The organism is Marinobacter sp. RI1 (assembly GCF_041155085.1).
GTDB lineage: Bacteria > Pseudomonadota > Gammaproteobacteria > Pseudomonadales > Oleiphilaceae > Marinobacter > Marinobacter nauticus.
In genome coordinates this window covers 3,304,181-3,331,137 of record NZ_AP031605.1, presented here as the reverse complement: position 1 = coordinate 3,331,137, position 26,957 = coordinate 3,304,181, and the positions used below count along the sequence as shown (strand labels likewise).

Here is a 26,957-nt window from a genome sequence, read left to right as displayed (position 1 = left end):
TTCAGGGATCGAAGTCATGCCCCAGGCAAGCGGATTGCAGTTCACCGCCCGTGTAGGCGAATTCCCCTCGGATCACTTTGTCGTTGTCGGCTTCGCGCTGACCGAACGGCTGTCTGATCTGTTCCATGGCCGGTTGCAACTGGCCAGCACCGACCCGGATGTGGCCGCCGCCGACGTACTGGAACAGCCGGTAGACCTGGTGGTGTGGCAGGACGGCCAGCCCCTGCGCCGGTTTACCGGCGTGGTGAACGGATTTATGCGAGGCGACACCGGCCACCGCCGCACCCGCTACGAAGTGGTCATCCAGCCGCCCCTGTGGCGCCTGGGCCTGATGCACAACAGCCGCATCTTCCAGACCCAGACCACCGACGCCATCGTGCGCACCCTGCTCGAAGAGCGGGGCATTGTGGATTCCATCTTCGACTTCAAACGCCCGCCGGAAGAACGGGAATACTGCGTCCAGCACCGGGAAACCGACCTGCAGTTCCTGGAACGCCTGGCCGCCGAAGAAGGCTGGCACTACCGCTACCAGCACGGCAGCGTGGATGGTGAAGAACAACCAGCGTTAATCCTCGCTGACCACCACGGCGACGCCCCGAAACTGGACCCGGTTACCTGCAACACCAAAGCCGGTGGCAGCACCCAACAGGCCTGCGTGTTCCAGTTTGCCTACGAAGAACGGGTCAAAGCCGCCTCCGTGGCCATGAAGGACTACACCTTCAAGAACCCTGCCTACGCCCTGATGCACGAGCAGAGTGCTGGCGGAGTCAATCATCGCGAAGACTACCAGCACTACGACTACCCCGGCCGCTACAAAGCCGACGCCAGCGGCCAGCCGTTCACCCAGAACAAACTGGATGCGCTTAGAAACGACGCGTCCATGGCCAACGGCAAAAGCAACCGCCCGGACTTCACCCCCGGCGCCAAAGTGGAACTGCAGGACCACGACAGCCAGACCCTGAACCGGGAATGGCTGCTCACCGCTATTACCCACACCGGCAAACAGCCCCAGGCCCTGGAAGAAGAGGGTGGCAGCGAACCCACCAGCTACCACAACGACTTCATCGCCATTCCGGCCGATAAAACCTGGCGGCCCCAGTGTGAACACAAGCCGATGATGGACGGCCCCCAGATGGCCATCGTCACCGGCCCCGAGGGTGAAGAGATCCATTGTGACCAGTACGGCCGGGTGAAAGTCCGTTTCCCCTGGGACCGTTACTCGAAAAACGACGAACACAGCAGCGCCTGGCTACGCGTCGCCCAAGGCTGGGCCGGTGGCCAGTATGGTTTTATGGCCCTGCCCAGAATCGGTAACGAAGTGATTGTCTCCTTCCTGGACGGTGACCCGGACCAGCCCATTATTACCGGCAGGACTTACCACGCCACCAACACACCGCCCTACGCGCTGCCGGAACACAAAACCAGAACCACCCTGAAAACCAAAACCCACAAGGGTGAGGGCAGCAACGAACTCAGGTTTGAAGACGAAGCGGACCAGGAACAGATCTACGTCCACGCCCAGAAAGACCTGGACCTGCTGACGGAAAATAACCGCACCGAAGTCATCAAGAACGACAGCCACCTGACGGTGGAAAACAACCGCTTCAGCCATACCAAAGGCAACAGCCACCACACCACCGAAGGCGAACACCGCGAAAGCATTGGCGCCGACTACAGCCTGACCGTAAACGGCAGCCACCACAGCAAGCAGGGCAAGAACCAGCTGGTGGAAGCCGGCACCGAAATCCACCACAAGGCCGGTATGAAGATTGTGATTGAAGCTGGCGCTGAGGTGACACTGAAGGCCGGTGGCAGCTTTGTGAAGGTGGATCCGAGTGGGGTGACGGTGTCTGGGCCTTTGGTGAGGATGAATTCAGGGGGTGGGCCCGGGAGTGGTAGTGGGGTTGGGGTGAAGGGGCCGTTGTTGTCAAATGGATTAACGCCTGATGGCCCGGTCAGCTCGACAGGGGATCAGGTCGCGGATACTGGAGTTAGGCCAAACATAGAGTCTCAGTCTTTGTACGTGGATGAGGTTAGGCCGATTGAGGCAGACCTGAAGCAAGCCGCAAGCTTTAGAAATGCAGCAAGGAAGGAAGAATTGTTCTCGGAGGTTTGCTCTGTAAGGTCTGATAAGGGGGGGCTTTCATGATACTTCAAGCCTCAACGGTGAGCGAAAGCCTTCAGCCCTTACCACCGGCTGAGAATATGTTCTTGGTTTTTGACGGCGCATGTTCTAAGCACGGGCTGCGAAGCTGGTACGAATTGGGGTTAGATGTATGTCCTCTCATGGTATTGAAGGATGGTGTCTATGATGGCGTGTCTGCTTTGGGGCCGATGATTGCGGATCTGAAAGCTAGCACTCTTCTTAAGGCGTTATGGGAAAACAATCATCCCATAATGAGGAGAGCTGCGGTGTATCACACATCTTATGATGAGATTGGTTTATTGGAATTTCTGAGGGCACGAGTGCAAGTGATTATGCCCGGAGAGTTGTCGGCTTGGCTGAGGCTCGGTGATGCCAGGGTAGTTTCAAGATTGGCTGAGGCTGACGGTCGTTTCCCTCCGCAATTCTGGTCGGGTGTTGACTCTATTTTTTTTCAATCTGAAACAGCATCGATCACAAGATACCAACCAACACGGGCTTCGGAGGACAATGCTTCGGATGAGCGGGCGCTCTTCTCACAAAAAGTGGTGCCTCACTTCCATTTCGGCTCAGATCTATTATCTGCACTGGGTTCGTCAAATGATCTAAAACACAGGGAAGTGTTATGACTTATTGTGCAACCTGTCCACTAATGACAGCTTTTGTGCCCCTTCGATACGCCATTGGTCCTTTGAACTATGAAGGCGATTTGCTAGCTGGATTGGAGTTACCTGACCTGCCAGATCTTTTTCCCAACTTTGAGCGGTATACGCGTCTTCAGGATCGAATGCTTGGATTGGTTCCTCGTTTGTTGAGAGACGGCTGGTTATATGTGTGGAGCAGCTATGACGATCGCTTGATCGAGTACTCGGTGACGAATTCCCATATTCAGGAAACGAGCCGGGGCGGAGAGGTTATTGATTCCAGAACGTCGGTTTTTTTAGCGCTTCCCTCGGGAGAGCCGGTCGATATTGCCTGGAGCGAAAACCAGTGGTCTGATGCTCATTTTGACATGATTGTGAATGAGTCTGATCAGCGCGAGAAATTCATGAGGAGAATGGTCCCGGGAAGCTCACCGCACTGTCAGGGGCTTGATGAACAGACGTTTTATAGCCTGCCGGAAGTCGCTAATATCGAAGACTTCGATTGGTCAGGGTTAACGCCAACGATTCCGCATTGGCCTCAAATCGAACGTGCCACGAGGAGGTTTGATCAGCGGGTAATGGGGGTTGTTGATGACCCTTGGGGCGTGACAGAGGATCTGGCCGCTTTGGTTCGGCTCGCCCACGACAATCAGGAGCGCTTGCGAGCTCGGTTCGGTGGGGAGTGGAGCCTTGCCAAGACAATCAGGGATCTGTACGAAACGGACAGTCAGCTTGAGGCAAAGCTTCCTGAGCTCGTTGAACTGCCCAAATTGCAGAGGGCCTGGCGTGAGTCAGATTCGTCTCAATCCCATTTTGAAGAAGTTGTTGGAGGGCTGCTCGATTCCTGGGTTCGGTGGATGGAGACGCTCGAATGTGCAAACGGTCCCGAAACACTGGCAAGTGCTTGTGAGAGCCTTGATCTCGCCAGAGAAGACCACCACACCATTTTGCAAGAGAAATTTGGTCTTGCTCTGTTAGGCCCATCTAACTTCAGCAAAGGAGCTGGTGCGATTGGTCGTCTGGCCGACATACAGGGCGAGGGTGCCCAGTGGTTCTGGAATGCGCTGCTTGGGGTAAGAGAGCGCCTATCTCTCGGAGAAATCGAGAAGCTCGTTGAAGTCGGAGATATGGCGAACGATTCCGTAGAAGATCTTTCGAAAGCCGCGACAGCGCTTGTTGCCGCGATTAATTCCAAGATTTCCGGTCTTGTCGCCAGAGCGCCGACGCCTCCGACACAATTATTATTCAATGCTGTTTCGCCTGTCGCTGCGGTCGAGTTGAGAGGGTTTCCAAACCGAATATCACTTTTAGGAAGCGGATTTCTGGTTTCGGGGCTAGCTCGAACTGGCCAGTCATTGGCGGTGGAGAACGTGAGTGCTGTTCAGTCTAATCAATGGTTGAGTGAGGCGGCAAAAAATGGCGGAAACTCAGTGTCGCCTCTCAGCCCTCCGGTTGCCGATGCGCGTAAAGTGCCCGTTATTAGAGCAGTATCTGCAAATGCCGGAAAGTATTTCAAAGGGAATCCTTATGGACTGGCGGACGCTTTAGAAAAGGCACCGTTGCGTTCGATTCTGGTTGTTTTGACTGGAATTAATATGGCGTCGTCAATCGTGGCTTTAACCGACGATGCTAATCGTAATGCTGAGGGTTTCGCCAAAGCTGTTGGCAGTACGACGGGCTTTTTTGCCGCTTACACATCCCTACGCCACAGAATTGCAGAGCTGAATTGGAAACAGGGATTGTCGCCATTGGATAATCCAGCAGCTCATAGCCATCGGTTAGGCTCGTTTGCTGCAGCGTTGACCTCCATCACCGCAGCCTTTGACGTAGTTGTTTTTGGTCTGCAAGCGATTGAATCATACCGTGCTGGGGATTTTGATACGGCTGCAATGGAGGGCAGTTTGATGGCGGTGTCATCAGGACAACTAGCGCTCAGTGTCAGAGCCTTCAGGGCATATCGAGAGGCGAGAGCGGCGGCACTAGGGTTACAAGTTGCTTCTTCAGTCCGGGGGTTGTCAAGACTGGGTGGCTTCTACACGGCGTTGTCGGTAGGTTTAACTGCATCCCTAATTGGAGGATTGGTCGCCCGTCATTACTTACAGAATACTCCGCTCGAGCGTTGGCTTGCTAATACTCGGTTTGGCGTGAAGCCCGCAGGGTGGGCAGGAAACTATAGAGACGAAATGGAGCGGTTGTACACAGCTATTTTTCCCATCAAACCCAGGTTGGAGAGGGTTCGGAGGTTTAATCCGCGTACGGGAATCCATATGCAGGATTGCTGGTTAATACTTGAGCTTCCAGGGCAAAGGGCATTGCGCCCTGAAACGATATATTTTTCAGGAGATGAGTTGAGGAACGACCTTGGCTACCGGTCTTTGGCGTGGGTAGAGCAGCAATTGCGATCGGTATTTGATGCGGAGGAAAGAGAGCAGATACTGCAGCCAAAGCGAACACCTGTGACTTGGTCTGGCTCTGATTTCACTCGTCATGAAGGGACAAGAATTCATAACGCCGCAGCCACCGCAACATACAGAAAGGTTTATGACGATGATGACCAGATCTTTGGACTTCAGGGGGAGCTGATATATCGCCCACAACCCGGTCTGGAAATGCCTCCGGTAAAGGTTGATATCTGGTGATTGAAAACGCGAAAAAGCTATTCGACGCTGTAGCTAGTAAATTCGGGACATCCTCAAATACTCTGCTGCTTAGTGGCAGCTTGAGTAGTGGTTATGCTCCATCGCAGCCCGGCCTCATTGAGTCACAGGATGAGGTTTTCTTGTCCTTAAAAACGGGCAGTTCAGAAAGTAAGGGGACTCTGACTGGCATAGGCTTTTTTATCGGTGGGTTTGGACTGACTCTATTTCTTGCTATTGGTTTATTTGGCGAGACTTTGGGTGCGGATTGGTGGTTTTTGCTGTTCTCGCTTCTGGCTATTGCCGTACCAATGATATGGGAGATAAGTCGCCCACCATCTTTGCCAATTATTTTTAACCGGCGGACTCAGGAAGTTTACTATGAAATGAAAGGGGACCTTTATCATGCTAATTGGGATGGTATTGAGGCGGTTGCCTACGAATACAAGATTATAAATCAGTATTCGGGATCGATAGTCCACGGTAATTTGGAAATCATTCTCCAAAAATTTGGCGCACCGGACGAACGGATCGTATTGAATCTGTCAGGTGTGCCGGCAGGCAAACGTTTGCCTGCCTTGATTGGCATTTGGGAGTATTTACGATGCTTTATGACGGTCGGCCCTTGGTTTGATGAAGCGGGCAGGAAAACAGAATCCCGGAACACCTTTATAGAAAAGAGTTTGAAGTCTGGCAGAGTTTCATTTCTTGATCAGTTGCTTCAGGGGAGAAAATTTATTGGCGAAGAGCGTAAAGAAGGAAACGGCATTTCTGGAAGCGCCTTCTTATACTGGTTAGATTCTTATCTTCTCTTCCCATTTGCCTTCGGGATGGAATGTGTCCAGAAAATCGATAGGATGAGAAGCCGAAAGCACTGGCCAGACGTGGTACAGGAACGCCTGGATCCTAACGGCCCAACATCCCGACTGATCGATATCGAAGAAGACTACATGGCGCAAAAGCAGAAGGAGCTGGACGAGCTTCATGAAAGAATGCGCAAAACTCTTCCCCGGTAGGTCTTTTCTCAGCAGAGCCAATCGTTCGCTGCGTTGATAACCAGCCTCAACCCATTAACTAACCTCCCAGCGCCAGAAAAATGCTCAGAAAAAACCACATTGATTGGCCGCTCCTGTGGTCAGCAATAAAAGCTGACCTAGGCATTATGCTAACCATGCTGTGCGTAGGAATAATCACCACCGCTGTGGGTGGTGGCATTTTCTACGTCGACTTTGGCGACTGGGGTGCCATGATTGCGGGAGGTTTCTTCGCATTGATGGGCGCTGGGTTGGTTCTGCTTGCTATCGTCATGACTTACTCGGGTACCAGCTACCTCTACGGCCAGGCCTTGCTACGGAAGCACGGTGTAGAGGTGGACGGCGTACTGACCAAAAAAGAAGCGGATTGTCAGTTTCATCAGGAATACGACCATCGAAATGAGCCACAGGGGGAAGGGCATTATCAGTGTAACCTTCTGATTGAGTTTGATTTTCAGTTTGATGGCCAAAATCACAGCGGGGCCTTCTATCTGAGTAAGCTGGCAACATTCGACAAGTTGCGGGAGGGTGACCCCGTGCCCCTCAAGGTACTCAGGTTTGATCCCTCCGTTCACAAGGTACGAGAGCGGCGTCTGGCAAATATCTTGAAGGGGCGTGAGCCCCAAATGCCTTCTCTCGTTCCCGAAGGCGCCGAAATCAGTCAACTGGTATAAGGAAAGAGAACCCTCCCTTCCTAGCCCAGTAAAGCACCGAAGCCCGTCGATGGCATAGTTCTCAATGGTTCTATAAAATCCCGGCCAACACCTCCCAGGGAAGAACCCAAAACACAAGGATTGAACCATTGAAAACCCTGAATATCCTCAAATACGTCTTCACACTCATTGGCGCCGGTATGCTTGTTGGTGCGGTGATGAGTTACAGCAGTACAGTGTCATTTATCGAGCGAGCTACGGAAGCCACGGGCACGGTCATTGATCTGGAGCGCTCTCGCTCCAGCGATTCGACTACCTATTATCCGGTGGTCGTTTTCGAGGATCTCCGTGGTCGGGAGATCGAGTTCCGGTCGCGCTCCGGCTCAAATCCGCCGTCGTTCAGTCGCGGCGAGCGTGTGTCTGTGTTTTACGAGCCGTCGACTCCGGAGAGTGCTCGAATCAACAGTTTCTTCTCCCTGTGGGGGCTGCCCATGATTCTTGGAGGTATGGGGCTCGTGTTTGGCGCCATTGGCGGCGGGATGCTGTTGTTTGGTTGGAAGAAGAGCCGCTCACAGGCTTACCTGAAAGATCACGGCACCGAGGTGCTCGCAACATTTTCGTCGGTTGAGCAAAACACCAGTCTGACCGTGAACGGTCGTAACCCGTTCCGCATTGTCTGCCATTGGCAGCACCCGCAAACCGGTGAGCTTCACGTATTCCGAAGCGATAACCTGTGGTTCGATCCGAGCAATCATATTCAACAGGAAACAGTGCCCGTGCTGGTCGATGAGGCCAATCTCAAGCGCTATTGGGTGGATACCTCATTCCTGCCCAAGCTGGCCAGCTAGCAGTCTTTTGCCTCAGGTTCCCGGTGGGCACGAGTTTTCGTGGCCCATCGCACAAGCGTATTTACGCCCATACCGTTTGTCGGCCCAGGTTTCATAAATCCGGCTGGCAATCGGGTGAATCACCGGCCATAGCAGTGGCTTGAACAACCAGCCAAAACGGGTGTGGGACCAGGCTCGCACATTGGCGTGCAATCCCGTTACCCACTCCCCGTTCCAGCTCATCAGATGCAATCGCCGAAGCAGTTGCTCCCGGGAAGGGAGTTGCTGGTTGCTCGGGTTTTGTTCGTGAATATCCGCAAAGATCAGGTTGCCGGTCTGCAATCTTCGCAGGGTGCGTATCTCACGCGCGCACAGGGGGCAGGAGCCATCGTAGAACAGGGTATCGTAACGCGGTGCCATGGGTTCTCCGCTGTCAGCTAGTTATTCTGGAGGTATACGGTGTGCTGTGCGTGGATGGTTCAGTTTCCTCAAATGCACTTGGTAATTGTTTGATAATGCGGGTGCTTCCTGTAAACGCTACACTGTGTTGCTAATCGCCAGATTGTTGAGCTGGCGAAACTCCTGTGTCCTGAGCGGCACTCCGACAAGGTAAAACAGCCCATGGATGACCAGAATACAGAATCCCCGCAAACGAATGGCACAGGTTCGCGATCGTTCGCGGATCTCTCCACGCCAATCTACGGGTTGTTCATCCTTGGTATTCTGTACACCCTGTATATTGCTCATCAGATTGTTCTCCCGATCATCCTGGCGGTACTGACCAGCCTGTTACTGGCGCCTCTGGTTAAAAAGGCTTACTTGCGCTGGCATTTACCGCGTGTGGTATCCGCATTGGTTCTGGTGCTGGCGGTCCTTGCCGGAATTCTGGGGCTGGGTGCCGCGGTCGCCACGCCAGCTCTGGAGTGGGCCCAGAAAGCACCGGAGGGGCTGTCTCGCCTGTTGGTGGGGGAAAGTGAGATCATGCGCCAGATCGACAAGGTCAGTCAGTCTGCCGAGCAGGTCGAAAAATCGGTTGAAGAGCTTTCCAAAGATCAGGGCACCAAACCCACCACGGTGGTTCTGCAAACCGACTCCTGGCGCAGTCAGTTGATGTCCAAGGCTCGGAACGGCATTGCCGGGCTGGCGCTGGCACTGGCATTAACCTATTTCCTTTTGGTCAGCGGCGACCGGTTGATTCGCAACTTCGTCAAGCAGTTGCCCCGGTCCCAGCGCAAGACAGTGCTGAGGATCACCCACGATTCCCAGCATCAGATTGCGCAGTATCTGGCGGTGCTGGGGTTGTCCAACACGTCTGTTGGCGTGTTGACCGGCCTGATCTGTTGGGCCATCGGCCTGCCAGACCCGGCCGTCTGGGGCCTGATTGCAGGCCTTGCGCGGTTTATTCCGTACCTTGGTAACATGCTTACCATCACCCTGTTGGCCATAGTCTCCGCCATTTCCCTGGACGTGCTCTGGATGATGGTGCTTGCTCCGATCAGCTTCATTGTGCTCACCACGATTGTCGGATTTTTCCTTGAGCCCTGGATTCATGGTTTCCGGATGGCGATCAACCCCGTGATCATCTTTGTTTCGATCTTCTTCTGGGGCTGGTTGTGGGGGCCAGTGGGGGTTCTCCTTGCTGTGCCCTTGATGACGGTTATCCAGGTGGTTCTCAAGCAGATTCCGCGGTTAAGGCCGGTTTATCGGGTAATCGCTCGGTAAACCGTTTGAGTCTAATGGATATCCGTAACAGGCCCTGACACACCCGGTGATCTTTCCTATTCTGTCTGAGTAGTTTATTCACCAGAACAGGAGGGTCTGTTGCCGATGATCCCATCCTCAATGAAGGCGATGGTTCTGAAAGGCCATGGCGGAATTGATCAGCTCATGTATCAGGATGTACCGGTACCTCAGCCGAGGGAAGGCGAGGTGCTGGTTCAGGTAACTGCCACCGCCAAGAACAACACAGACCGCAAAGCCCGTGAGGGGCTATACCCCACTAAAAAAGGGGAAATGACGTCGTTCCAGATGGGCGGCAAACCTACGCTCACCTTCCCGCGCATTCAGGGGGCCGATATTGTCGGTCGTATTGTTGCTGTGGGCGCGGGTGTCAGTGAACAGCGTATCGGCGAACGCGGCTTGTTGGACTTCAATATCTATGCGGACAACCGCACAGACATCAATCTCACGCCGGATTATTACGGGCATGGCGCAGATGGCGGATACGCCGAGTACGTCGCTTTACCGTCCGATCAGTTCCATCACATTCCCAATCCTGACCTGGCCGACGCCGAGCTCGCTTCCATGGGTATGTGTTCTTATCAGACCGCCTACCACATGCTCACCTCCGCCAATATTCAGGCTGGTGAACGTGTGCTGGTTACCGGTGCCAGCGGTGGCGTGGGTACGGCACTGATTCAGCTCTGCCGGATTATCGGTGCCATTCCCTACGCTCTGAGCCAGAAGGACAAGGCTGATCCATTGCTGAAGCTTGGCGCCGAGGCCGTTCTCGACAGAACCGACATGGATAGCTTTGTCGATCGAGTGAAGGCGGAAACCGGAGGCAAGCCTCTGGACGCGGTCATGGACCTGGTGGGCGGCGACATGACGGACCGTTTCATCGACGCCATGATTTTTGACATGAATGCCCGGAGCACCTATCCGAGGCTGAGTATTGCCGGGGCCAGTGGCGGCAACATCAGCGAAATTCTCTGGACCCGCATCTATCTGTACCAGGTGCAGATTTTCGGTGTGTCCCATGGTACCCGGGAAGAGGCAGAGCAGCTTATGAGATGGATCCGGAGCGGTGATTTGAAGCCGGTACTGCACGGTGCTTTCCGGTTGTCCGAGCTGCACCACGCGGAGGAGTACTTCGTGAACCGAGGCAGCAATTACCTGGGAAAAATCGTGATTGTTCCCGATGCCCAGTGGCAGGAGCACGGGCAACCCTACGAGGTGGAGGCGGACTGATGAAACCGGAACTGACCATTCAGTTGATGGACACTCACGCCGGTGGTGATGTCAGCCGCATTGTTACCGGCGGCATTGACCTGTTGCCCGGCGACACCGTGCGGGCGCAGATGGAGTACCTCCGGGACGATGCTGACGGCTTGCGCAAACTCCTGCTGGAGGAGCCCTATGGCATTCCCGAAATGTCCGTGGATTTGCTGGTCCCCGCCACCGATCCCAGGGCGGCGGCTGGATACATTATTATGGAGGTGATGGGATATCCCATCTATTCGGGTTCCAACACCATATGTACGGCGACGGCGGTCCTCGAGGCTGGCATAGTGCCAAAGCAGGAGGGCAAGCAACATTTCATGCTGGAATCGCCGGCGGGTCTCGTGAACATTGAGGCTATTGTTCATGACGGCGTGGTAGAAGCGGTCACCTGCGAGGGCTTGCCGAGCTACATACACACCTACAATGCCAGTATTAACGTGCCGGGCATTGGCGAGGTTGGCTACAGTGTGGCCTATAGTGGCGGTTTCTACGCCCTGGTGGATGCCAAATCACTGGGCTTTGACCTGACCCTTGATGAGGAACGGGAGCTGGCCCGCACCGCGCATGCCATTGTCGAGGCCATTCAGGCTGCCCGTGGATTCTCCCACTACACCTTGGGTGATGTCGGGCCTCTGCCATTTCTGCACTTTATGGGGCCGGAAGAAAAAGTGGCCGATGGCTATTTCCGCTCACGATCGGCCACCTACGTCCACCCCGGCGTGATCTGTCGTAGCACTACCGGTACCGGCACCTCGGCCAGGCTTGCGTTGATGAACTACGAAGGCCGAATCCAGCCGGGCGACAAGCTGGAAACCGTTTCCCTTCGTGATACCGGGTTCATCGGTGAATTCACCACGGTAGAAACCGAAGGCGACTATCAGGTCGTCAAGAACAGTATTACCGGAAAGGGCTATGTGATTGCCCATTCGGACATCGTCGTGAACTGCGACGACCCCATGGTCGACTGTGATGGTCTGCACCACATTCTCTCAAGTCGCCATCCACAGCGCCCTGCAACCTCGACGGACGCCACCGCCTGAAGCAATGGCTGCATGCACCATCAGCGACTAAGATTGATTCAGTAACTCAATCAGTCGCTATGCGTCGTTAATGGGCAGGCTCCGGCAGGGCCTTGCCCAAGATACAGGGAATGGTGTCCATGCAGCTTCTTGAGATGTTTTATAAAGAGCGACTCCGTGCACTCGGATGGTCGTTGGTGTTGTCTTTGCTGGTGGGGTGCTCCGAGTCTGCGGAGTCGCCATCGCCTCAGCCCGTTGCGGTGTCGGTGGTGGAGCTCAAAACCTCGGAGGTTCGACCTTCCCGGGAATTCGTTGCCCGCACCTCAGCGTCCGCCCGGGCAGACATCACGGCCCGGATCGAGGCCGAAATCCGTGAGGTGCTGTTCAGAGAGGGCGCACGGGTGGAGCAGGGGCAGGTGTTGCTGCGCCTGGAAGATACGCGCGCCAATGCCGATCTGCAGCAGGCTGAAGCGGAGCTGGCTGCAGCACGTGCCGAGCTGGACTCCGCGCGCCGGAATCTGGACCGGGGAGAGGATGTTGCGGGTAAAGGCTTTCTGTCGGCGGCAGATCTCGACAAACTCAAGGACCGGTTCAGCGCTGCACAAAGCCGCCTTCAGACCGCAGAAGCGGCACTTCAGAAGGCTCGCACCAACCTTGAGTACGCGGAACTCAAGGCTCCCTTCAACGGCTGGGTAGGCCGCCTGAATTATGATGTCGGCGCGGTGGTCGGGCCGGCTACTGGTCCCATTACGTCGGTACTGGTGACGGACCCGATGTACGTGGAGTTTCAGGTCAACGAGGCCGAATTCATTGCGTTTCGCCGGGCGGGTGCCGAATCCGCGCAGGCAGTCGCGAAGAGTCTGGACCTTTCACTGACCTTGTCCGATGGTGAAGTCTACGCCCAGCCGGGCACGCTCGACTTCGCCGATGTCCAGACCGACGCCAGTACCGGTACCGTGGCAATTCGTGCCGTGTTCCCGAATCCGGATGCGGTCCTGGTGCCTGGTCTTTACGTCACGCTGAAAGTCTCCGGACATACCGGAGAGGCCCGTGTCCTGGTACCGCAGGTGGCGATTCAGGAGACCATTGAAGGCAAGTTTGTCCTGCTGGTGGATGACCAGAATCAGGTGGCCCAGCGATTCATTAAAACCGGCGCCCGTGACGGAGCATTACTGGTCGTGGAATCCGGCCTGGAGGCCGGGGACCAGGTCATTGTTGAAGGGCTGCAGAAGGTTCGTGCCGGCGTCGCGGTGAATCCGGTCCGCAAAGACATCGATCCAGACACCGGCGTGTTGAGCCAGCCCGGTGAGGCACAGCCATGATCAGCCGCGTGTTTATTCAGCGCCCGAAGTTTGCCTTCGTTATCTCCATTCTCATCACGCTCGCGGGGGCGATCGCGTTGCGTATCCTGCCTGTGAATATGTACCCGGACATGGCGCCACCCCAGGTTCAGGTGACTGCGACGTTGCCGGGCGCCAGCGCCCAGGTGGTAGAGGAGGCTGTCATACGACCGGTGGAGCAGCAGCTCAACGGCGTGGAGGGCATGATTTACATGGAATCATCGGCCTCCAGTGACGGTACCGCCAAAATCACGCTGACCTTTGAAAGCGGGACCGACACGGACATTGCCCAGGTGAATGTGCAGAACCGGGTCGCGCTGGCCGAGCCCTTCCTGCCAGATGAGGTCCGGCGCCAGGGTGTTATCGTCAGCAAGCAATCCGGCAACATGCTGCTGGGCATCAACCTGACTTCCAGCCGGGACGACCTGGACGGTGTGTTTCTCAGCAACTATGCCTCAAACAATCTCGTGGAGGCGTTGGGCCGGGTTGCCGGGGTGGGCTCCGCCGAAGTGATGGGCGCCAAGGATTACAGCATGCGGGTGTGGCTGAATCCCCGCCGCATGGCCGCTCTGGATGTGACGGTTGCGGAGGTGGCCGCCGCGCTGAAGGAGCAGAACCAGATTGTCGCCGCCGGTAAGCTCGGACAATCGCCGGTGCCTGCCGGGCAGCAGTTTGTCTATAGCATCCAGACACGGGAGCGGTTATCGGACCCGGAAGAGTTCGGGCAAACGATCCTGCGGTCGCGGCCGGACGGCGGATTTGTCCGGCTGCGGGATGTCGGCCGGATTGAACTTGGTTCGCGGTCCTACACTTCCACCGCGAAACTGAACAACCGCGACACGGCCTTTCTGGTGATCTACCAGCTCCCGGATGCCAACGCGCTGGATGTGGCAGAAAGGGTGAAAGCCTTGGTCGAAAGTGCCTCGGCAAGTTTTCCCGAGGGCGTGGAATACAGCGTTCTGTACGACACCACGGAGTTTATCAGCCGGTCTATCAGTGAAGTGGTCGTTACGCTGTTTCAGGCGGTTGGCCTGGTCATTCTCGTGGTTTTCCTGTTTCTGCAGAAATGGCGTGCCACCCTGATACCCAGTATCGCCATTCCGGTTTCGCTGATCGGGACCTTCGCGGTGATGTCCGTACTTGGCTATTCCATCAATACAATCACGCTGTTCGGCCTGGTCCTGGCGATCGGGATTGTGGTGGATGACGCCATCGTGGTGATCGAGAACGTCGAGCGCATCCTCAAGGAAGAAGCCTTGCCAATCCGTGAGGCGGTCAGCAAAGCCATGGCAGAGGTGACCGGCCCGGTCATCGCCACCACGCTGGTGCTGCTGGCGGTCTTTGTGCCGGTTGCCTTCATGCCGGGCATTACCGGCAAACTGTATCAGCAGTTTTCGGTCACGATCTCGGTGGCGGTTATCATATCCTCTGTTAACGCTCTTACGCTCAGTCCGGCTCTGTGTGTGGCCCTGCTCGGGCGAGGTGGCGATCAATCTGTCCGGTGGCTTCGGCCCTTTGAGACACTGATCACGCGCAGCACGGGTGGTTATTCCAAAGCCGTGGCTCAGCTTCTGCGCAAAGGAATGCTGGTGGGGCTGGTGCTGCTGGGTGTGCTGGTCGCCGGTGGCGGACTCTTCAAGGTGGTACCATCGGCGTTCGTGCCACCGGAAGACCAGGGCTTCCTGTTTGTAGATGTGCAGTTGCCAGATGCAGCCTCGTTGGAGCGAACCGATGCTGTGCTGGAAAAGGTGACGGACATGGTGCTTGAAGATCCGGCAGTGACGGATTTCATAACCGTGTCGGGTTTTTCCCTGCTGGGAGGCGCCGCATCCAACAATGGTCTCGGCATTGTCATGCTAAAGGATTGGGAAGACCGGGAGACACCGGAGCTTGGCCTGGGCAGCGTGATTCCCCGGCTTTATTCAAAACTCTGGACGGTCTCCGAGGCCCAGGTGATGGTGTTTAATCCTCCACCGATTCCCGGCCTTGGCACATCGGCCGGTTTTGACTATCGCCTTCAGGACAATCAGGGGCGCGATGTCTCGGAGCTGACACAGGTGATGAACGGCCTGATTTTTCAGGCGAACCAGCATCCGGCCCTGTCCCGGGTATACAGTACGTACCGTGCCAATATCCCCCAGTACCTTCTGGAAGTGGACAGAAACAAGGCCAAGGCCCTTGGCATTCAGCTCTCCGATATTTTCTCGACCTTGCAAACCCAGCTTGGCTCCCTGTACGTGAATGATTTCACCCGATTCGGAAAAAACTACCGGGTGTTGTTGCAGGCCGAAGGCGAGTATCGCCAACGGCCAGAGGATCTCACTCACTATTTTGTCCGAAACCAGGAAGGCGACATGGTGCCACTGACAACGCTGGCGTCGTTGGAACCTGTGCTGGGGCCTTCCAGCATTCAGCATTTCAATCTCAAACGCTCGGTCACCCTGTCCGGCGAGCCCGCTCCCGGGTTTGCCAGCGGCGATGCGATCAATGCCATGGAAGCTTTGTCTGAAAGCCTGCCCCAGGGCTATGAGTTCAGTTGGTCCGGTCAGAGCCTGCAGGAAATCCAGGCGGGTAACCTGGCCGCCGTGATCTTTGTGCTGGCCCTGGTGTTTGTGTATCTGTTTCTGGTGGCCCAATACGAAAGCTGGAGCCTGCCTGTTGCGGTTCTCGGTGCGGTGCCGCTGGCACTCGCCGGTGCCATGGCCGGGCTCTGGCTGGTGGGGCTGGCGAACAATATCTACGCCCAGGTGGGGCTGGTATTACTGATCGGTCTTTCCACCAAAACGGCCATCTTGATTGTCGAGTTTGCCATGCAACTGAGGGCATCGGGACTGTCTACGGCTGAGGCGGCTCAGAAGGCCGCCGTGCTGCGATTCCGAGCGGTTCTGATGACGGCGCTGTCGTTTGTATTGGGCGTTCTGCCGCTGGTTTTCGCCAGTGGTGCCGGCGCCGCCAGCCGTGTGAGCCTCGGTATTACCGTGCTCAGCGGCATGGTGGCGGCGACGATTCTGGGGACACTGCTGGTGCCAGTGTTCTATCAGTGGATCCAAAGCATTCGGGATCGGCGAATGGCATCGGGTCAGGGCGCTTTGTAGCCCGGTCGCGGCACAGCTCAGGCCCTGGTTCGTCGCTTGTCTGCTCGCCGCAGCCAGAGCCAGGCGATAAACGCAATCACAGACACCGCCGCGATAATCAGCGTCGCCAGCGCGTTGATCTCCGGTGACACTCCCATCCGAACGGAGGAGAACACCACCATCGGCAAGGTGGTGGCTCCCGGGCCAGACACAAAGCTGGCAATTACCAGGTCGTCCAGCGACAGGGTAAATGCCAGCAGCCAGCCGGAAACCAGTGCCGGAGCGATGACCGGCAGGGTGATGACAAAGAAGGTTTTCAGCGGCGTGCAGCCCAGATCCATGGCGGCTTCCTCAATGGAACGATCCACTTCTCTAAGGCGCGCACTCACCACCACAGCCACGTAGGCGCTGCAGAAGGTGGTATGGGCAATCCAGATGGTGGCCATGCCACGATCCGTCGGCCAGCCGATCAGTTGGGCCATTTGCACAAACAGCAGCAACAATGACAGGCCGGTGATCACCTCTGGCATTACCAGAGGGGCGGTGATCATGCTGGACAGCAACGTGCGCCCGCGCATCTTCTTGAACCGGGTGATCACGAACGCGCACAGGGTGCCCAAACACACCGCCATGCTGGCGGAATAGAAGGCAATGCGCAGGCTCATCCACACCGCCGACAGGATCTGTTCGTTGGCGAGAAGGGCGCCGTACCATTTGGTGGAGAACCCGGCCCATACCGATACCAACCGTGAGGCGTTGAACGAGTATACGATCAGCACCACCATGGGCAGATACAGGAACAGCATGCCCAGCATCAGCATGGTCTTCGAGAAACCGGGGGCTTTTAACCTAACCATTCTTTTCCATCTCCCGGGCCTGGAAGCGGTGGAACAACACAATGGGTACCAGCAGCAGCGCCAGCATCACGATTGCCAGCGCAGAGGCCACCGGCCAGTCTCGGTTGTTGAAGAACTCTTCCCAGAGCACCTTTCCGATCATCAGGGTATCCGGACCACCCAGCAGTTCCGGAATCACGAATTCGCCCACGGCTGGAATGAACACCAGCATGGAGCCGGCCAGGATTCCGGCCCTGGACAACGGCAGGGTAATGGACCAGAAGGTGGTCAGGCTGCGGCAGCCCAGATCCGACGCCGCTTCCAGCAGGCGTATGTCCAGCTTCACCAGATTGGTGTAGATGGGCAGGATCATGAACGGCAGGTAGGCATAGACGATTCCCAGAATCACCGCGAAGTTGGTGTTCAGCATTTTCAGCGGCGATTCGATTACGCCCAGCCACAGCAGGAAGCTGTTGAGCAGGCCCTGGTTACCGAGTATGCCCATCCAGGCATAAACCCGAATCAGGAACGAGGTCCAGGACGGCAGCATCACCATCAGCAGGAACACCAGTTGCCAGTGCTTCGGCGCGCGGGCCATGGCATAGGCCATGGGGTAGCCGATCAGCAGGCAGAACAAGGTGGCCAGAAACGCGGTTTTCACCGAGCCCCAATAGGCGGCAATGTAGAGGCTGTCGGAAGCCAGGAACAGGTAATTGCCAAAGTTCACCACCACCGACAGGGTATTCTCCACCCATCGGAACACCGGCTCGTAGGGCGGAATGGCCATTACTGCCGAGGTCAGGCTGATCTTCAGCACCAGCGCAAACGGCAGCAGGAAGAACAGCAGTAACCAGGCGAAAGGCACACCGAAGACGACCCGTCGGTGAAATACTACCGCCCGCACCCGCTCCGCCAGAGGGGTTGCCAGAAGCTTCTTGGTCATGGCGTCAGTTCCAGAGCAGGATAGGGCTGGAGGCTTCCCAGGATACATAGACCCGGTCGCCCCAGGTGGGCCGCTCGCCACGGCGTTCCACATTGGCCATGGTGGCCTGCACCCGCTTGCCGCTGGCGAGCTTCACGTAGTAAGACGTGATGTCACCCAGGTAGGCAATGTTGTCCACCGTGCCGCAGCTCCAGTTGCTATCGCCTTCGGGCTTCTCGGTCGTCAGGTAGATCTTCTCCGGGCGCAGGGCGATCAGGGTTTCCGTGGTTTCCGCCGGCGTGGTTACACCCCGGTCAATAAACACCGGTGCGTCCAGCAGCTCGCTGGCCAAGGAGAGGCTGTCGGAATTGTCTTCCAGAATGTTCGCCTCAAAGATATTCACGGAACCGATAAACTCTGCCGTCATGCGGCTGTTCGGGCTTTCGTAGATATCAATCGGTGAACCCACCTGAGCGATCCGGCCGTGGGACATAATGGCTATCCGGCTGGCCATGGTCATGGCTTCTTCCTGGTCGTGGGTGACCATCAGGCAAGTCACGCCCACCTTCTCCAGAATATCCACCAGTTCCAGCTGCATTTCGGTGCGCAGTTTTTTGTCCAGTGCGCCCATCGGCTCGTCCAGTAGCAGCAACTTTGGTCGCTTTGCCAGCGAGCGGGCCAGGGCCACACGCTGCTGCTGGCCACCCGAGAGCTGCTGCGGCTTGCGTTTGGCGTAGGGTTCCATCTTCACCAGCTTGAGCATGGCGGCTACACGGTCGGCAATGTCGTTCTTTGGCAGCTTGTCCTGTCTCAGACCCATAGCAATGTTCTGCTCCACGGTCATGTGCGGGAACAGGGCATAGGACTGGAACATCATGTTGGTGGGTCGCAGGTACGGCGGCAGGGCCGTGATGTTCTGACCATCCAGCACAATGCGGCCGGAATCCGGGGTCTCGAAGCCCGCCAGCATGCGCAGCAGGGTAGATTTGCCGGAGCCGGAGCCACCCAGAAGGGCAAAGATCTCGCCCTTGTGGATGTCCAGGCTGACGTCGTCTACCGCCAGGGTGCTGTCAAAGCTCTTGGAAATGCCCTTGATGCTGAGAAGTACCTCCGCTTGCGCGGAGGTATTGTTGGTCACGGCCACCGTCAGCGACCGGATTTCACGCTGGTCCAGGTACGGGTCATCAGACGCTGGGCGTCCTGAGGCCGACCTTCCATGATGTACAGCTTCTTCATCACCTCATCGGTGGGATAGATGCTGGTGTCGTTACGGATTTCTGCCTCCACAAACTCATCGGCCGCTTTGTTCGGATTGGCGTACCACACGTAGTTGGTGACATCGGCGATGATTTCCGGGCGCATCAGGAAGTTCATCAGCTTGTGGGCGTTCTCCACATTCGGCGCGCCGGCCGGAATGGTCATCATGTCAAACCACAGCACCGCGCCCTCTTTGGGGATGGTGTAGCGGATGACGTTGCCGTTCTCGGCTTCTTCCGCGCGGGCAGCGGCCTGCAGGATGTCGCCGGAGTAGCCGGCGGCCACGCACAGGTCGCCGTTAGCCAGATCGCCAATGTAACGGGAAGAGTGGAAATAGGTGATGTTCGGGCGTACAGCCTTGATCACTTCACCGCCTTTTTTGATGTCGTCGGCGTTGTTGCTGTTCGGGTCCAGGCCAATGTAGGCCATGGCGGCACGCACCATTTCTTCACCGGAATCCAGCATGGCAATGCCACAGCCGCCAGCGGCCAGCTTGCCGGTCACTTCCGGGTCAAACACCAGAGCCCAGGAGTCGGTCGGTGCGGTGTCACCCAGAATCTCCTGAATGCGGCCTTCGTTGTAGCCATAACCGTTGGTGCCCCACAAGTACGGCAGGGAGAACTGGCTGCCCGGGTCGACCTTTTCCAGCTGGGTCATCAGGTCCTGGTTCAGGTTGGTCATGTTCGACAGTTGGCCATGGTCCAGCGCGACAAAGGCTTTGGCAGAAATCTGCTTGGCCACGTAGTGGTTGGAAGGCACTACCAGGTCGTAGCCCGAACGGCCAGACAACAGGGCTGCTTCCAGCACTTCGTTGCTGTCGTAAACGTCGTAAACAACTTTGATGCCGGTTTCCGCGGTGAACTTCGCCAGGGTGTCCTCGGCGATGTAATCAGACCAGTTGTAGACACGCACTTCTCCGGCTGCAAAAACCGAAGAGGCACCCAGAGACATAGCAACAGCGGCGGCAAGCGCCTGTGGCTTACACAACTTCAACATTGGATGGTGTCCCTCACTGAAAAGGGATGGATACAAAGCGTGCAGGACGCACGCGGTGTTGTGCAGGTCTGCTGAGGGTGGCCGGAGGTGGCAGGTGTTTGTGAAAACACCGGGGTGCCGCCTTTTGACTCCTTTGAGGCTTATCCTGGAAACGGTGGTGGGGAATCCGACCGTATTCGCGCGATATTTATCATGAGAATTCTGGCCGCGCCACTTTTTTTTTCCGGATTTGATAAGCGCTTGTGCCTACCGTTTTCCGCGGGCCAGAAAAGGCCGCCCGCAGCGTGGCGGGCGGGTTTAAGACGGGTGCTTACTGCACGGTGATGGTTTTTGTGACCAGCTTGCCATTCTTTCGGATAGGTCCGTCTTCCTTGGCGCCTAGCGTGTATTCAAAGATGCCGGTCTGGTTGCCACCGGCTTCGCTATGGACCATAAGCATGAGCATGTCACCGGCGGATACTTCCTCGGTAAGAATCGCCGCCACATCCATATTTTTGCCGGCCCTTAATGGTGCGTGGGCGACTACCGGGCCAGGCTTCATAGCCGAATCGGTACGGTGAACCACCAGCCAGCCGTTTTCCTCGGCAACGACTTTGCGGGCAGAGACCACGCCATTGCCCACGGACTGATCCATGGCCCAGACACCGGCCTTGTGATCCTCGGCCTGGGTGGTCGGGGTAAGCGCCAGTGCCGACGCTACGGTGGCTGCCATAAACAGGATGTTCTTGCTGTGCTTTTTCATTACGTTCTCCTTGCTTCACTTAGGTAAAACCCATCAAGGCTGTTGTTTTCTGATGGGTTACCGACAGCTACGGAGACAACATCCGAAAGTTTCAGGGAATGCGATATTTACAGACGGTTGGTATCAGCACCCTCACCGGTGGGATACAGAAAACCGTGAAGCGCGGGCCCGGTGGGCTGTCCGGTGGGCGATCCGCCCCGGGGCTCCAGACTGATGCCAAACGTCGCGCGACGCAGCAGCTCCGCGTCGTAATTCGTGAGCGCGGCCGGGTCTACTTCAAAATGCTCGTTCAGGACGCCCACGGATCTTGGCGTCGGGCCAAGTTCGTCATCCTTTATCCAGAGTTGGTAAGACTGGTTCCCGGCGGGCCGGGCGGTGACGGGTTGAATGTTCAATTGTTTCCTGGCCAGATCCACCGTCAGCAGGAAAGCCGGCTGTTCGTCATTGTGCTGGAACACAGCCACATAGGGGCTTTCTGTTGGGGTGGGCTCAAGCATCATCACGGCAATCAGAAGTATCGCGGCAATCGAAGCCGCCGCTGTGCTCAGGCGCCACCTGGACACTTGTTGCCGGAGCCTGACCACCTCGTTGTGCTGCGATGAGGCCTGCTCCAGCTGATCAATGGAGCGCTCAATCCGGGCGAAAAGCCCGGGGGCAGGGTCGACCGGTTCGATTTCGTCGTTCAGAGCGGACAGCCGTGATTCCCACTGAAGTATTTGCGCGTCCAGCTCTGGATGGGTGGTCCGCAGGCGCTGAACGCGCTGGCGATCTTCGACCGGCAGGGTCCCCAGAACGAACTCTGCCGCCAGCATGTCCAGGTCGTCTCGTTCGATCATGAGTCCAGGCACCTTTTCAGCTGTTTAAGGGCGCGGTGAAGCCAGGTTTTTACGGTGTTGACCGGCTGTTCGAAATAGTCTGCCAGTGCATCGCGGGTCCAGCCATTCAGATACGCAAGCCGCACCATGTCCGCACGGTCCTTATCCAGTTCTTCGAAACACCGGTTGAGCCGGGCCTGGGCCTGCACATCGTCAATCCGGTCGATCACGTTTGGCGAACCACTTGGGATCTCGTCAATATCGGATTCCTGACCTTCCCGCTCAACCGGCTGTTTGCGCAGCGCGTCAATGGCCGCATTTCTGGCAATAGAAACCAGCCAGGTGATAGGGGAGGAGCGGGTTTCGTCAAACAACGCGGCCCGTTGCCAGACCTTGATAAACGACTCCTGGAGTACATCCTCCGCCCGAGCCCTGTCTTTCAGGATACGCAGTATGACACCCAGAAGTTTCGGGGCTGTGGCCCGATAGAGTTCAGCAAAGGCCGTACGGTCTTTCTCAGCAACCGCGTGGAGCCAGGCCGTGACGGGGTGATCCGATGCCATCACCGGCCTCAGTTAGCCGGCTCGGGGGATCGGCCCGGGGTGCCGATATAGAGATAAACAGAGTGCTGTGAACGGTCCTGAACGCGATGCAGAGAGACGGCCGGGCCGGCCTTGCCGCTGTTCTGATAACGAGTCACTTCACCGGCGGGGCGGCCATCCCTTTCGCGCCCGGCTTCGGTACCTTGCCAGTTTTCCCCAAGACAGGCGCTGAGCTGGTTGTTGGCTTGCTGATACATGGCCGTTGCCACCTCCTGGTTCGGTGCGCCGACCGTGCAGGTGTATGCTGCATCGCCGTTGCCCCACTCCCAGATTTCGCAATGGCCTTTGATTAACTGCTCTTTGGCCCGGTAAAGGGTCACCATGGCGTAGCTTGAGCCATTGCCACGATAGGCATCAAATCCGGTGGTGTAATCGGTAACAACCGATTGCAGGGTTGCACAGGGATCATCGGTTCCGCTGGTGACGGGCCCGAAACTGCTGCAGCCAGACAGCAAAGCCAGCGAGGCAGACAGTGCCAGCATGGGGCGACGGTTCGTGGTCATCGATCATTCCTTGTTCGGGGGAAGTGCCAGAACCCTATTTGAGCCCAACCATCAATGGGATGCAATGCCGGTGCATGAATCAGTGCCGCGCTGTGTGGCGATAGTCTGTGGGCGACTTCCCCATCACTTTTTTGAACAGCCGTGAGAAGTAATAGGCATCGTCATAGCCCAGTTGCCGGCTGATATCGGCGAAGCTCTGGCTGGTGGTATCCAGCAACTCACAGGCCCGTTCCACTTTGAGATGCAGGAAGTGCTGGATTGGCGAGGTGCCGGTCTGCTCCCGATACCGGGTGGCGAAGTGAGCCGGCGACAGGCCGGAAAGCTCGGCCAACTGGTTCAGGGTCAGGCGTTCCTCCAGATGCTCCCGCATGAAGCTGTGCAAGGAGTCCAGCTCGGCCTGCCGGGCCTGGCTGGTTTCGTCGGCGTTGATGGGCACGGCGGCCAGCAACTGTCGTAGCCGATTGCTGGCGTGGATTAACCCACGGGCCCGGAAGCCCGTCTGCCGTACCGACAGCAGGCCGTTGAAATCCACCAGTAACCGGGGCTGTCTGCCCAGATGTCGGATGCGGGTGCTGTCATCAAAGCCCATGTACTGGCCGAAGTCTTCGGCCAGGGGGCCGGTATAGTGAACCCAGTGAATGGTCCAGGGGTTGTCCGGGTCGGCGGTGTACCGATGGCTGGCGCCGGCGGGCAGTAGCAGGAGGTCGCCGGCCTCGACTGTGTGGGGCACGCCGGCGACGTTCAGAAAGGCCTTGCCGTCTGTGCAATAGATCAAAAGATTATCACGGTGGTGTTCCCTATGCATGTGATGCCCGGCCGCTCTCCGATAATGCCCGAAGGCAAGTGGATACAGCTCCCGGGTGAGCGGATGTGCCGCCAAAAGCCGCACAATAGGCTCTGGCACCACATAGCGAACACTGTCGGCTGGCACGGGCCACTGTGAGGTTTGAGTGGCCGGTTTCTTGGCTGGGATCTCAGTCATCGAAAAATAATCCATCATGGGCGAAATTTAGTCAATCACCAACCGTAAATCCGCGTGCTAGTCTTTCTTCAAATCATCGTCGGATCTGCCTTGTTATCGGTAGGCCGGCTCATCCCGGATAACAACAAACAGGGAACATCATCATGAAAAAAGTACCTCAGTTTATTGCAGGGGAATTCGTTCAGAGCCAGACCCAGAGCTGGATCGACGTGACCAACCCCGCCACCAACGAAGTGATTGCCCAGGTGCCCTGCGCCACTGCCGACGAGATGCGTCAGGCGATTGATAACGCCAGTGAAGTGTTCAAGAGCTGGAAGGAAACCCCGGTTTCTGAGCGAGCACGGGTGATGCTGCGTTATCAGGCGCTGCTTAAAGAACATCACGACGAAATCGCCGAGATCCTGTCCCAGGAAACCGGCAAGACCTTTGACGACGCCAAAGGCGATGTCTGGCGTGGCATTGAAGTGGTGGAACACGCCGCCAACGTGGCTTCCCTGATGATGGGCGAGACCGTTGAGAACGTGGCCCGCGAGGTAGATACCCATTCCTGGATCCAGCCTCTGGGGGTGTGTGCCGGCATTACGCCATTCAACTTCCCGGCCATGATCCCGCTGTGGATGTTCCCCATGGCCATTGCCTGCGGCAACACTTTTATTCTGAAACCGTCCGAGCAGGACCCGCTGACACCAACCCGCCTGGCCGAGCTGTTTGAACAGGCCGGCGCACCCAAGGGTGTACTGCAGGTGGTTCACGGGGCCAAAGAGCAGGTTGATACCCTGCTGACTGATCCGGCCATCAAGGCCGTATCCTTTGTCGGTTCGGTTCCGGTCGGGCAGTACATCTACGAAACCGGTACCCGCAACATGAAACGGGTGCAGAGCTTCGCCGGCGCCAAGAACCACATGGTGATCATGCCGGATGCGGACAAACAACAAGTGATCAACGCCCTGGTAGGTGCCTCTGTAGGTGCCGCGGGCCAACGCTGTATGGCGATCTCGGTGGCGGTCTTCGTGGGCGCTGCCCAGGAGTGGATTCCGGAGCTGAAAGAGGCCATGGCGAAAGTGCGCCCCGGCGCCTGGAACGATTCCGGTGCCAGCTATGGCCCGGTGATCAGTGCCAAGGCCAAAGACCGCATTGAATCGCTGATCGCCACCGGTGAAGCCCAGGGCGCCAAACTGCTGCTGGACGGCCGTGGCTGCACCGTCGACGGGTTGCCGGAAGGCAACTGGGTAGGGCCGACCCTGTTCAGTGAAGTCACGCCGGACATGGATATCTACAACGAAGAGATCTTTGGCCCGGTGCTGTCCTGCGTCAACGTTGACAGCCTTGGTGATGCCATCGAGCTGATCAACGCCAGCCCGTACGGCAACGGAACCTCCATCTTTACCAGTCATGGCGGCGCGGCGCGTCGGTTCCAGCACGAGATTGATGTGGGCCAGGTGGGTGTGAACATTCCCATTCCGGTGCCCCTGCCGTTCTTCTCGTTCACCGGCTGGAAGGGTTCGTTCTACGGTGATCAGCACGCTTACGGTAAACAGGCGGTGCGCTTCTACACCGAGACGAAAACGGTGACCTCCCGCTGGTTCTCCAGTGAGGCGACCTCATCCGAGGCCAACTTCTCCATCCAGCTTCGTTAATCTCGTTGTCGGTGAGGTTATTGGGCCGGTTCCCCCACCGGCCCCTTTTTTCCGCTTCTTCAGTGGAAGCCCCGACCGTAACAACCAAGGAGCCTGACGATGGATTTTAATCTCACTGAAGACCAGCAGGCGTTTCGGGATGCTGCCCGAGCCTTCGCTGAAAAATCCATGGCGCCCCATGCCGCCCAGTGGGACGCCGAGCATATTTTTCCGGTCGATGTCATGAAAGAAGCCGGAGCCATGGGTTTTATGGGTATGTACACGCCCGAATCCCTGGGTGGTATGGGCTTGTCTCGCCTGGATACCGCGGTGATTGTGGAAGAGTTGGCGGCAGCGTGCCCGTCCACCGCCGCCTTCATCACCATCCACAACATGGCCACCTGGATGGTGGCAAGTTTCGCCTCTGATGATCTTCGCCAGGAAATTGTCCCCAGGCTGGCCAGTGGTGAATGGCTGGCTTCGTACTGCCTGACTGAACCCGGTGCCGGCTCCGACGCGGCCAGTCTCCGCACCCGCGCGGTTCGGGATGGCGACAGCTATGTGATCAATGGCAGCAAAATGTTCATCTCCGGCGCTGGCGCAACCGATATTCTGGTTCTGATGGCGCGCACCGGAGACGCCGACAGCGGTTCGAAGGGCATCTCTACCTTCGTGATACCAGCGGATGCCGACGGTGTCTCCTACGGCAAGAATGAGGAAAAGATGGGATGGCATAGCCAGCCCACGCGCCTGGTTACCCTGGAAGACGTTCGCGTGCCTGCCAGCAATCGGGTGGGTAATGAAGGCGATGGCTTTGCCATCGCGATGAAGGGCCTGGACGGCGGCCGCCTGAATATCGCCACCTGTTCCCTGGGCGGTGCCCAGGCGGCTTTGCTCCGGGCCCGGAATTATATGCACGAGCGCCAGCAGTTTGGTAAGCCGCTGGCCGCCTTCCAGGCGCTGCAGTTCAAGCTGGCGGACATGATTACCAACCTGGTGGCTGCCCGGCAGATGGTGCGTTTGGGTGCGTTCAAACTCGACAGTGGCGACCCGGAGGCTACGCTGCATTGTGCCATGGCCAAACGATTTGCCACCGACGCCTGCTTTGAAGTGGCCAACGAAGCCCTGCAGCTGCATGGCGGCTACGGTTACATCCGGGAATACCCGCTTGAGCGTTACCTTCGGGATTTGCGGGTACACCAGATTCTGGAAGGTACCAACGAAATCATGCGCCTGATCATTGCCCGCCGGCTGCTGGACGACGGCGTTGCCGAAGCGATCCAGTAACCGGCCACGGACTATAGAGGAATTTG

23 protein-coding genes are annotated in these 26,957 nt (G+C 57.1%); 13 read left to right on the top strand and 10 right to left on the bottom strand.

Annotated elements, in window-relative coordinates:
• Nucleotides 1–16 precede the first annotated feature (16 nt).
• The 6 genes from ACAM27_RS15045 to ACAM27_RS15020 all read left to right on the top strand — a co-directional run bounded on the left by ACAM27_RS15045 (nucleotide 17) and on the right by ACAM27_RS15020 (nucleotide 7,958).
• Nucleotides 17–2,149, top strand: coding sequence for a type VI secretion system Vgr family protein (locus ACAM27_RS15045; RefSeq protein ID WP_369612242.1), 2,133 nt, complete (start codon nucleotides 17–19; stop codon nucleotides 2,147–2,149).
• On the top strand, nucleotides 2,146–2,772 hold the full coding sequence (locus ACAM27_RS15040; protein ID WP_369612241.1) for a DUF4123 domain-containing protein: 627 nt from the start codon (nucleotides 2,146–2,148) through the stop codon (nucleotides 2,770–2,772). The genes ACAM27_RS15045 and ACAM27_RS15040 overlap by 4 nt, the downstream gene beginning before the upstream one ends.
• A complete protein-coding gene (locus ACAM27_RS15035; protein ID WP_369612240.1) occupies nucleotides 2,769–5,426 on the top strand; it encodes a toxin VasX in 2,658 nt (885 codons plus the stop codon). The genes ACAM27_RS15040 and ACAM27_RS15035 overlap by 4 nt, the downstream gene beginning before the upstream one ends.
• Nucleotides 5,423–6,439 (top strand): hypothetical protein, encoded by a 1,017-nt coding sequence (locus tag ACAM27_RS15030; RefSeq protein ID WP_369612239.1) that lies wholly within the window; start codon nucleotides 5,423–5,425, stop codon nucleotides 6,437–6,439. Before ACAM27_RS15035 ends, ACAM27_RS15030 begins: the two co-directional genes overlap by 4 nt.
• A gap of 155 nt (nucleotides 6,440–6,594) precedes the next feature.
• Nucleotides 6,595–7,131: a DUF3592 domain-containing protein gene (locus ACAM27_RS15025; protein ID WP_369612238.1), complete on the top strand. Its 537-nt coding sequence runs from the start codon at nucleotides 6,595–6,597 to the stop codon at nucleotides 7,129–7,131.
• A gap of 128 nt (nucleotides 7,132–7,259) precedes the next feature.
• Complete coding sequence (locus ACAM27_RS15020) at nucleotides 7,260–7,958, top strand: DUF3592 domain-containing protein (protein WP_369612237.1); 699 nt, start codon at nucleotides 7,260–7,262, stop codon at nucleotides 7,956–7,958.
• 12 nt (nucleotides 7,959–7,970) lie between these two features.
• On the opposite strand, the gene ACAM27_RS15015 is transcribed toward ACAM27_RS15020, so the two are convergent.
• The gene (locus ACAM27_RS15015) at nucleotides 7,971–8,357 is read right to left on the bottom strand and encodes a thiol-disulfide oxidoreductase DCC family protein (RefSeq protein WP_011785615.1); all 387 of its coding nucleotides are present in this window, start codon (nucleotides 8,355–8,357) and stop codon (nucleotides 7,971–7,973) included.
• A gap of 201 nt (nucleotides 8,358–8,558) precedes the next feature.
• Between ACAM27_RS15015 and ACAM27_RS15010 the strand changes: the two genes are divergently transcribed.
• The 5 genes from ACAM27_RS15010 (at nucleotide 8,559) to ACAM27_RS14990 (ending at nucleotide 16,394) form a co-directional block, all read left to right on the top strand.
• Nucleotides 8,559–9,659, top strand: coding sequence for an AI-2E family transporter (locus ACAM27_RS15010; protein WP_369612236.1), 1,101 nt, complete (start codon nucleotides 8,559–8,561; stop codon nucleotides 9,657–9,659).
• A 105-nt stretch (nucleotides 9,660–9,764) separates the two neighbouring features.
• The gene (locus tag ACAM27_RS15005; protein WP_369612235.1) at nucleotides 9,765–10,907 is read left to right on the top strand and encodes a zinc-binding dehydrogenase; all 1,143 of its coding nucleotides are present in this window, start codon (nucleotides 9,765–9,767) and stop codon (nucleotides 10,905–10,907) included.
• Nucleotides 10,907–11,980 carry a proline racemase family protein gene (locus ACAM27_RS15000; RefSeq protein WP_369612234.1) on the top strand — a complete coding sequence of 358 codons (1,074 nt, stop codon included), beginning with the start codon at nucleotides 10,907–10,909 and terminating at the stop codon, nucleotides 11,978–11,980. The genes ACAM27_RS15005 and ACAM27_RS15000 overlap by 1 nt, the downstream gene beginning before the upstream one ends.
• A gap of 119 nt (nucleotides 11,981–12,099) precedes the next feature.
• Entirely contained in the window at nucleotides 12,100–13,281 is a 1,182-nt protein-coding gene (locus ACAM27_RS14995; RefSeq protein WP_369612233.1) for an efflux RND transporter periplasmic adaptor subunit, read from the top strand.
• Nucleotides 13,278–16,394 (top strand): efflux RND transporter permease subunit, encoded by a 3,117-nt coding sequence (locus ACAM27_RS14990; protein WP_369612232.1) that lies wholly within the window; start codon nucleotides 13,278–13,280, stop codon nucleotides 16,392–16,394. Before ACAM27_RS14995 ends, ACAM27_RS14990 begins: the two co-directional genes overlap by 4 nt.
• Nucleotides 16,395–16,411: 17 nt before the next feature.
• Here the strand turns inward: ACAM27_RS14990 and ACAM27_RS14985 are convergent, their stop codons facing one another.
• The 9 genes from ACAM27_RS14985 to ACAM27_RS14945 form a co-directional block, all read right to left on the bottom strand.
• Complete coding sequence (locus tag ACAM27_RS14985; protein WP_011785609.1) at nucleotides 16,412–17,230, bottom strand: ABC transporter permease subunit; 819 nt, start codon at nucleotides 17,228–17,230, stop codon at nucleotides 16,412–16,414.
• On the bottom strand, nucleotides 17,223–18,152 hold the full coding sequence (locus ACAM27_RS14980; protein WP_206856332.1) for an ABC transporter permease subunit: 930 nt from the start codon (nucleotides 18,150–18,152) through the stop codon (nucleotides 17,223–17,225). Before ACAM27_RS14980 ends, ACAM27_RS14985 begins: the two co-directional genes overlap by 8 nt.
• 4 nt (nucleotides 18,153–18,156) lie before the next feature.
• Nucleotides 18,157–19,269 (bottom strand): polyamine ABC transporter ATP-binding protein, encoded by a 1,113-nt coding sequence (potA, locus tag ACAM27_RS14975; protein WP_374730290.1) that lies wholly within the window; start codon nucleotides 19,267–19,269, stop codon nucleotides 18,157–18,159.
• 8 nt (nucleotides 19,270–19,277) lie between these two features.
• The gene (locus tag ACAM27_RS14970; RefSeq protein ID WP_014420855.1) at nucleotides 19,278–20,384 is read right to left on the bottom strand and encodes a polyamine ABC transporter substrate-binding protein; all 1,107 of its coding nucleotides are present in this window, start codon (nucleotides 20,382–20,384) and stop codon (nucleotides 19,278–19,280) included.
• A 310-nt stretch (nucleotides 20,385–20,694) separates the two neighbouring features.
• Nucleotides 20,695–21,126: a hypothetical protein gene (locus tag ACAM27_RS14965; RefSeq protein ID WP_014420857.1), complete on the bottom strand. Its 432-nt coding sequence runs from the start codon at nucleotides 21,124–21,126 to the stop codon at nucleotides 20,695–20,697.
• Nucleotides 21,127–21,233: 107 nt separating this feature from the next.
• The gene (locus ACAM27_RS14960) at nucleotides 21,234–21,962 is read right to left on the bottom strand and encodes an anti-sigma factor domain-containing protein (RefSeq protein ID WP_369612230.1); all 729 of its coding nucleotides are present in this window, start codon (nucleotides 21,960–21,962) and stop codon (nucleotides 21,234–21,236) included.
• Nucleotides 21,959–22,504, bottom strand: coding sequence for a sigma-70 family RNA polymerase sigma factor (locus ACAM27_RS14955; RefSeq protein ID WP_369612229.1), 546 nt, complete (start codon nucleotides 22,502–22,504; stop codon nucleotides 21,959–21,961). The genes ACAM27_RS14960 and ACAM27_RS14955 overlap by 4 nt, the downstream gene beginning before the upstream one ends.
• Nucleotides 22,505–22,512: 8 nt before the next feature.
• A complete protein-coding gene (locus ACAM27_RS14950) occupies nucleotides 22,513–23,046 on the bottom strand; it encodes a hypothetical protein (protein WP_369612228.1) in 534 nt (177 codons plus the stop codon).
• A 79-nt stretch (nucleotides 23,047–23,125) separates the two neighbouring features.
• Entirely contained in the window at nucleotides 23,126–24,028 is a 903-nt protein-coding gene (locus ACAM27_RS14945; protein ID WP_022993493.1) for an AraC family transcriptional regulator, read from the bottom strand.
• A 143-nt stretch (nucleotides 24,029–24,171) separates the two neighbouring features.
• On the opposite strand from ACAM27_RS14945, the gene ACAM27_RS14940 reads away from it, so the two are divergent.
• On the top strand, nucleotides 24,172–25,665 hold the full coding sequence (locus tag ACAM27_RS14940) for a CoA-acylating methylmalonate-semialdehyde dehydrogenase (protein WP_369612227.1): 1,494 nt from the start codon (nucleotides 24,172–24,174) through the stop codon (nucleotides 25,663–25,665).
• Nucleotides 25,666–25,764: 99 nt separating this feature from the next.
• Nucleotides 25,765–26,931, top strand: coding sequence for an acyl-CoA dehydrogenase family protein (locus ACAM27_RS14935; RefSeq protein WP_369612226.1), 1,167 nt, complete (start codon nucleotides 25,765–25,767; stop codon nucleotides 26,929–26,931).
• Nucleotides 26,932–26,957: the final 26 nt, after the last annotated feature.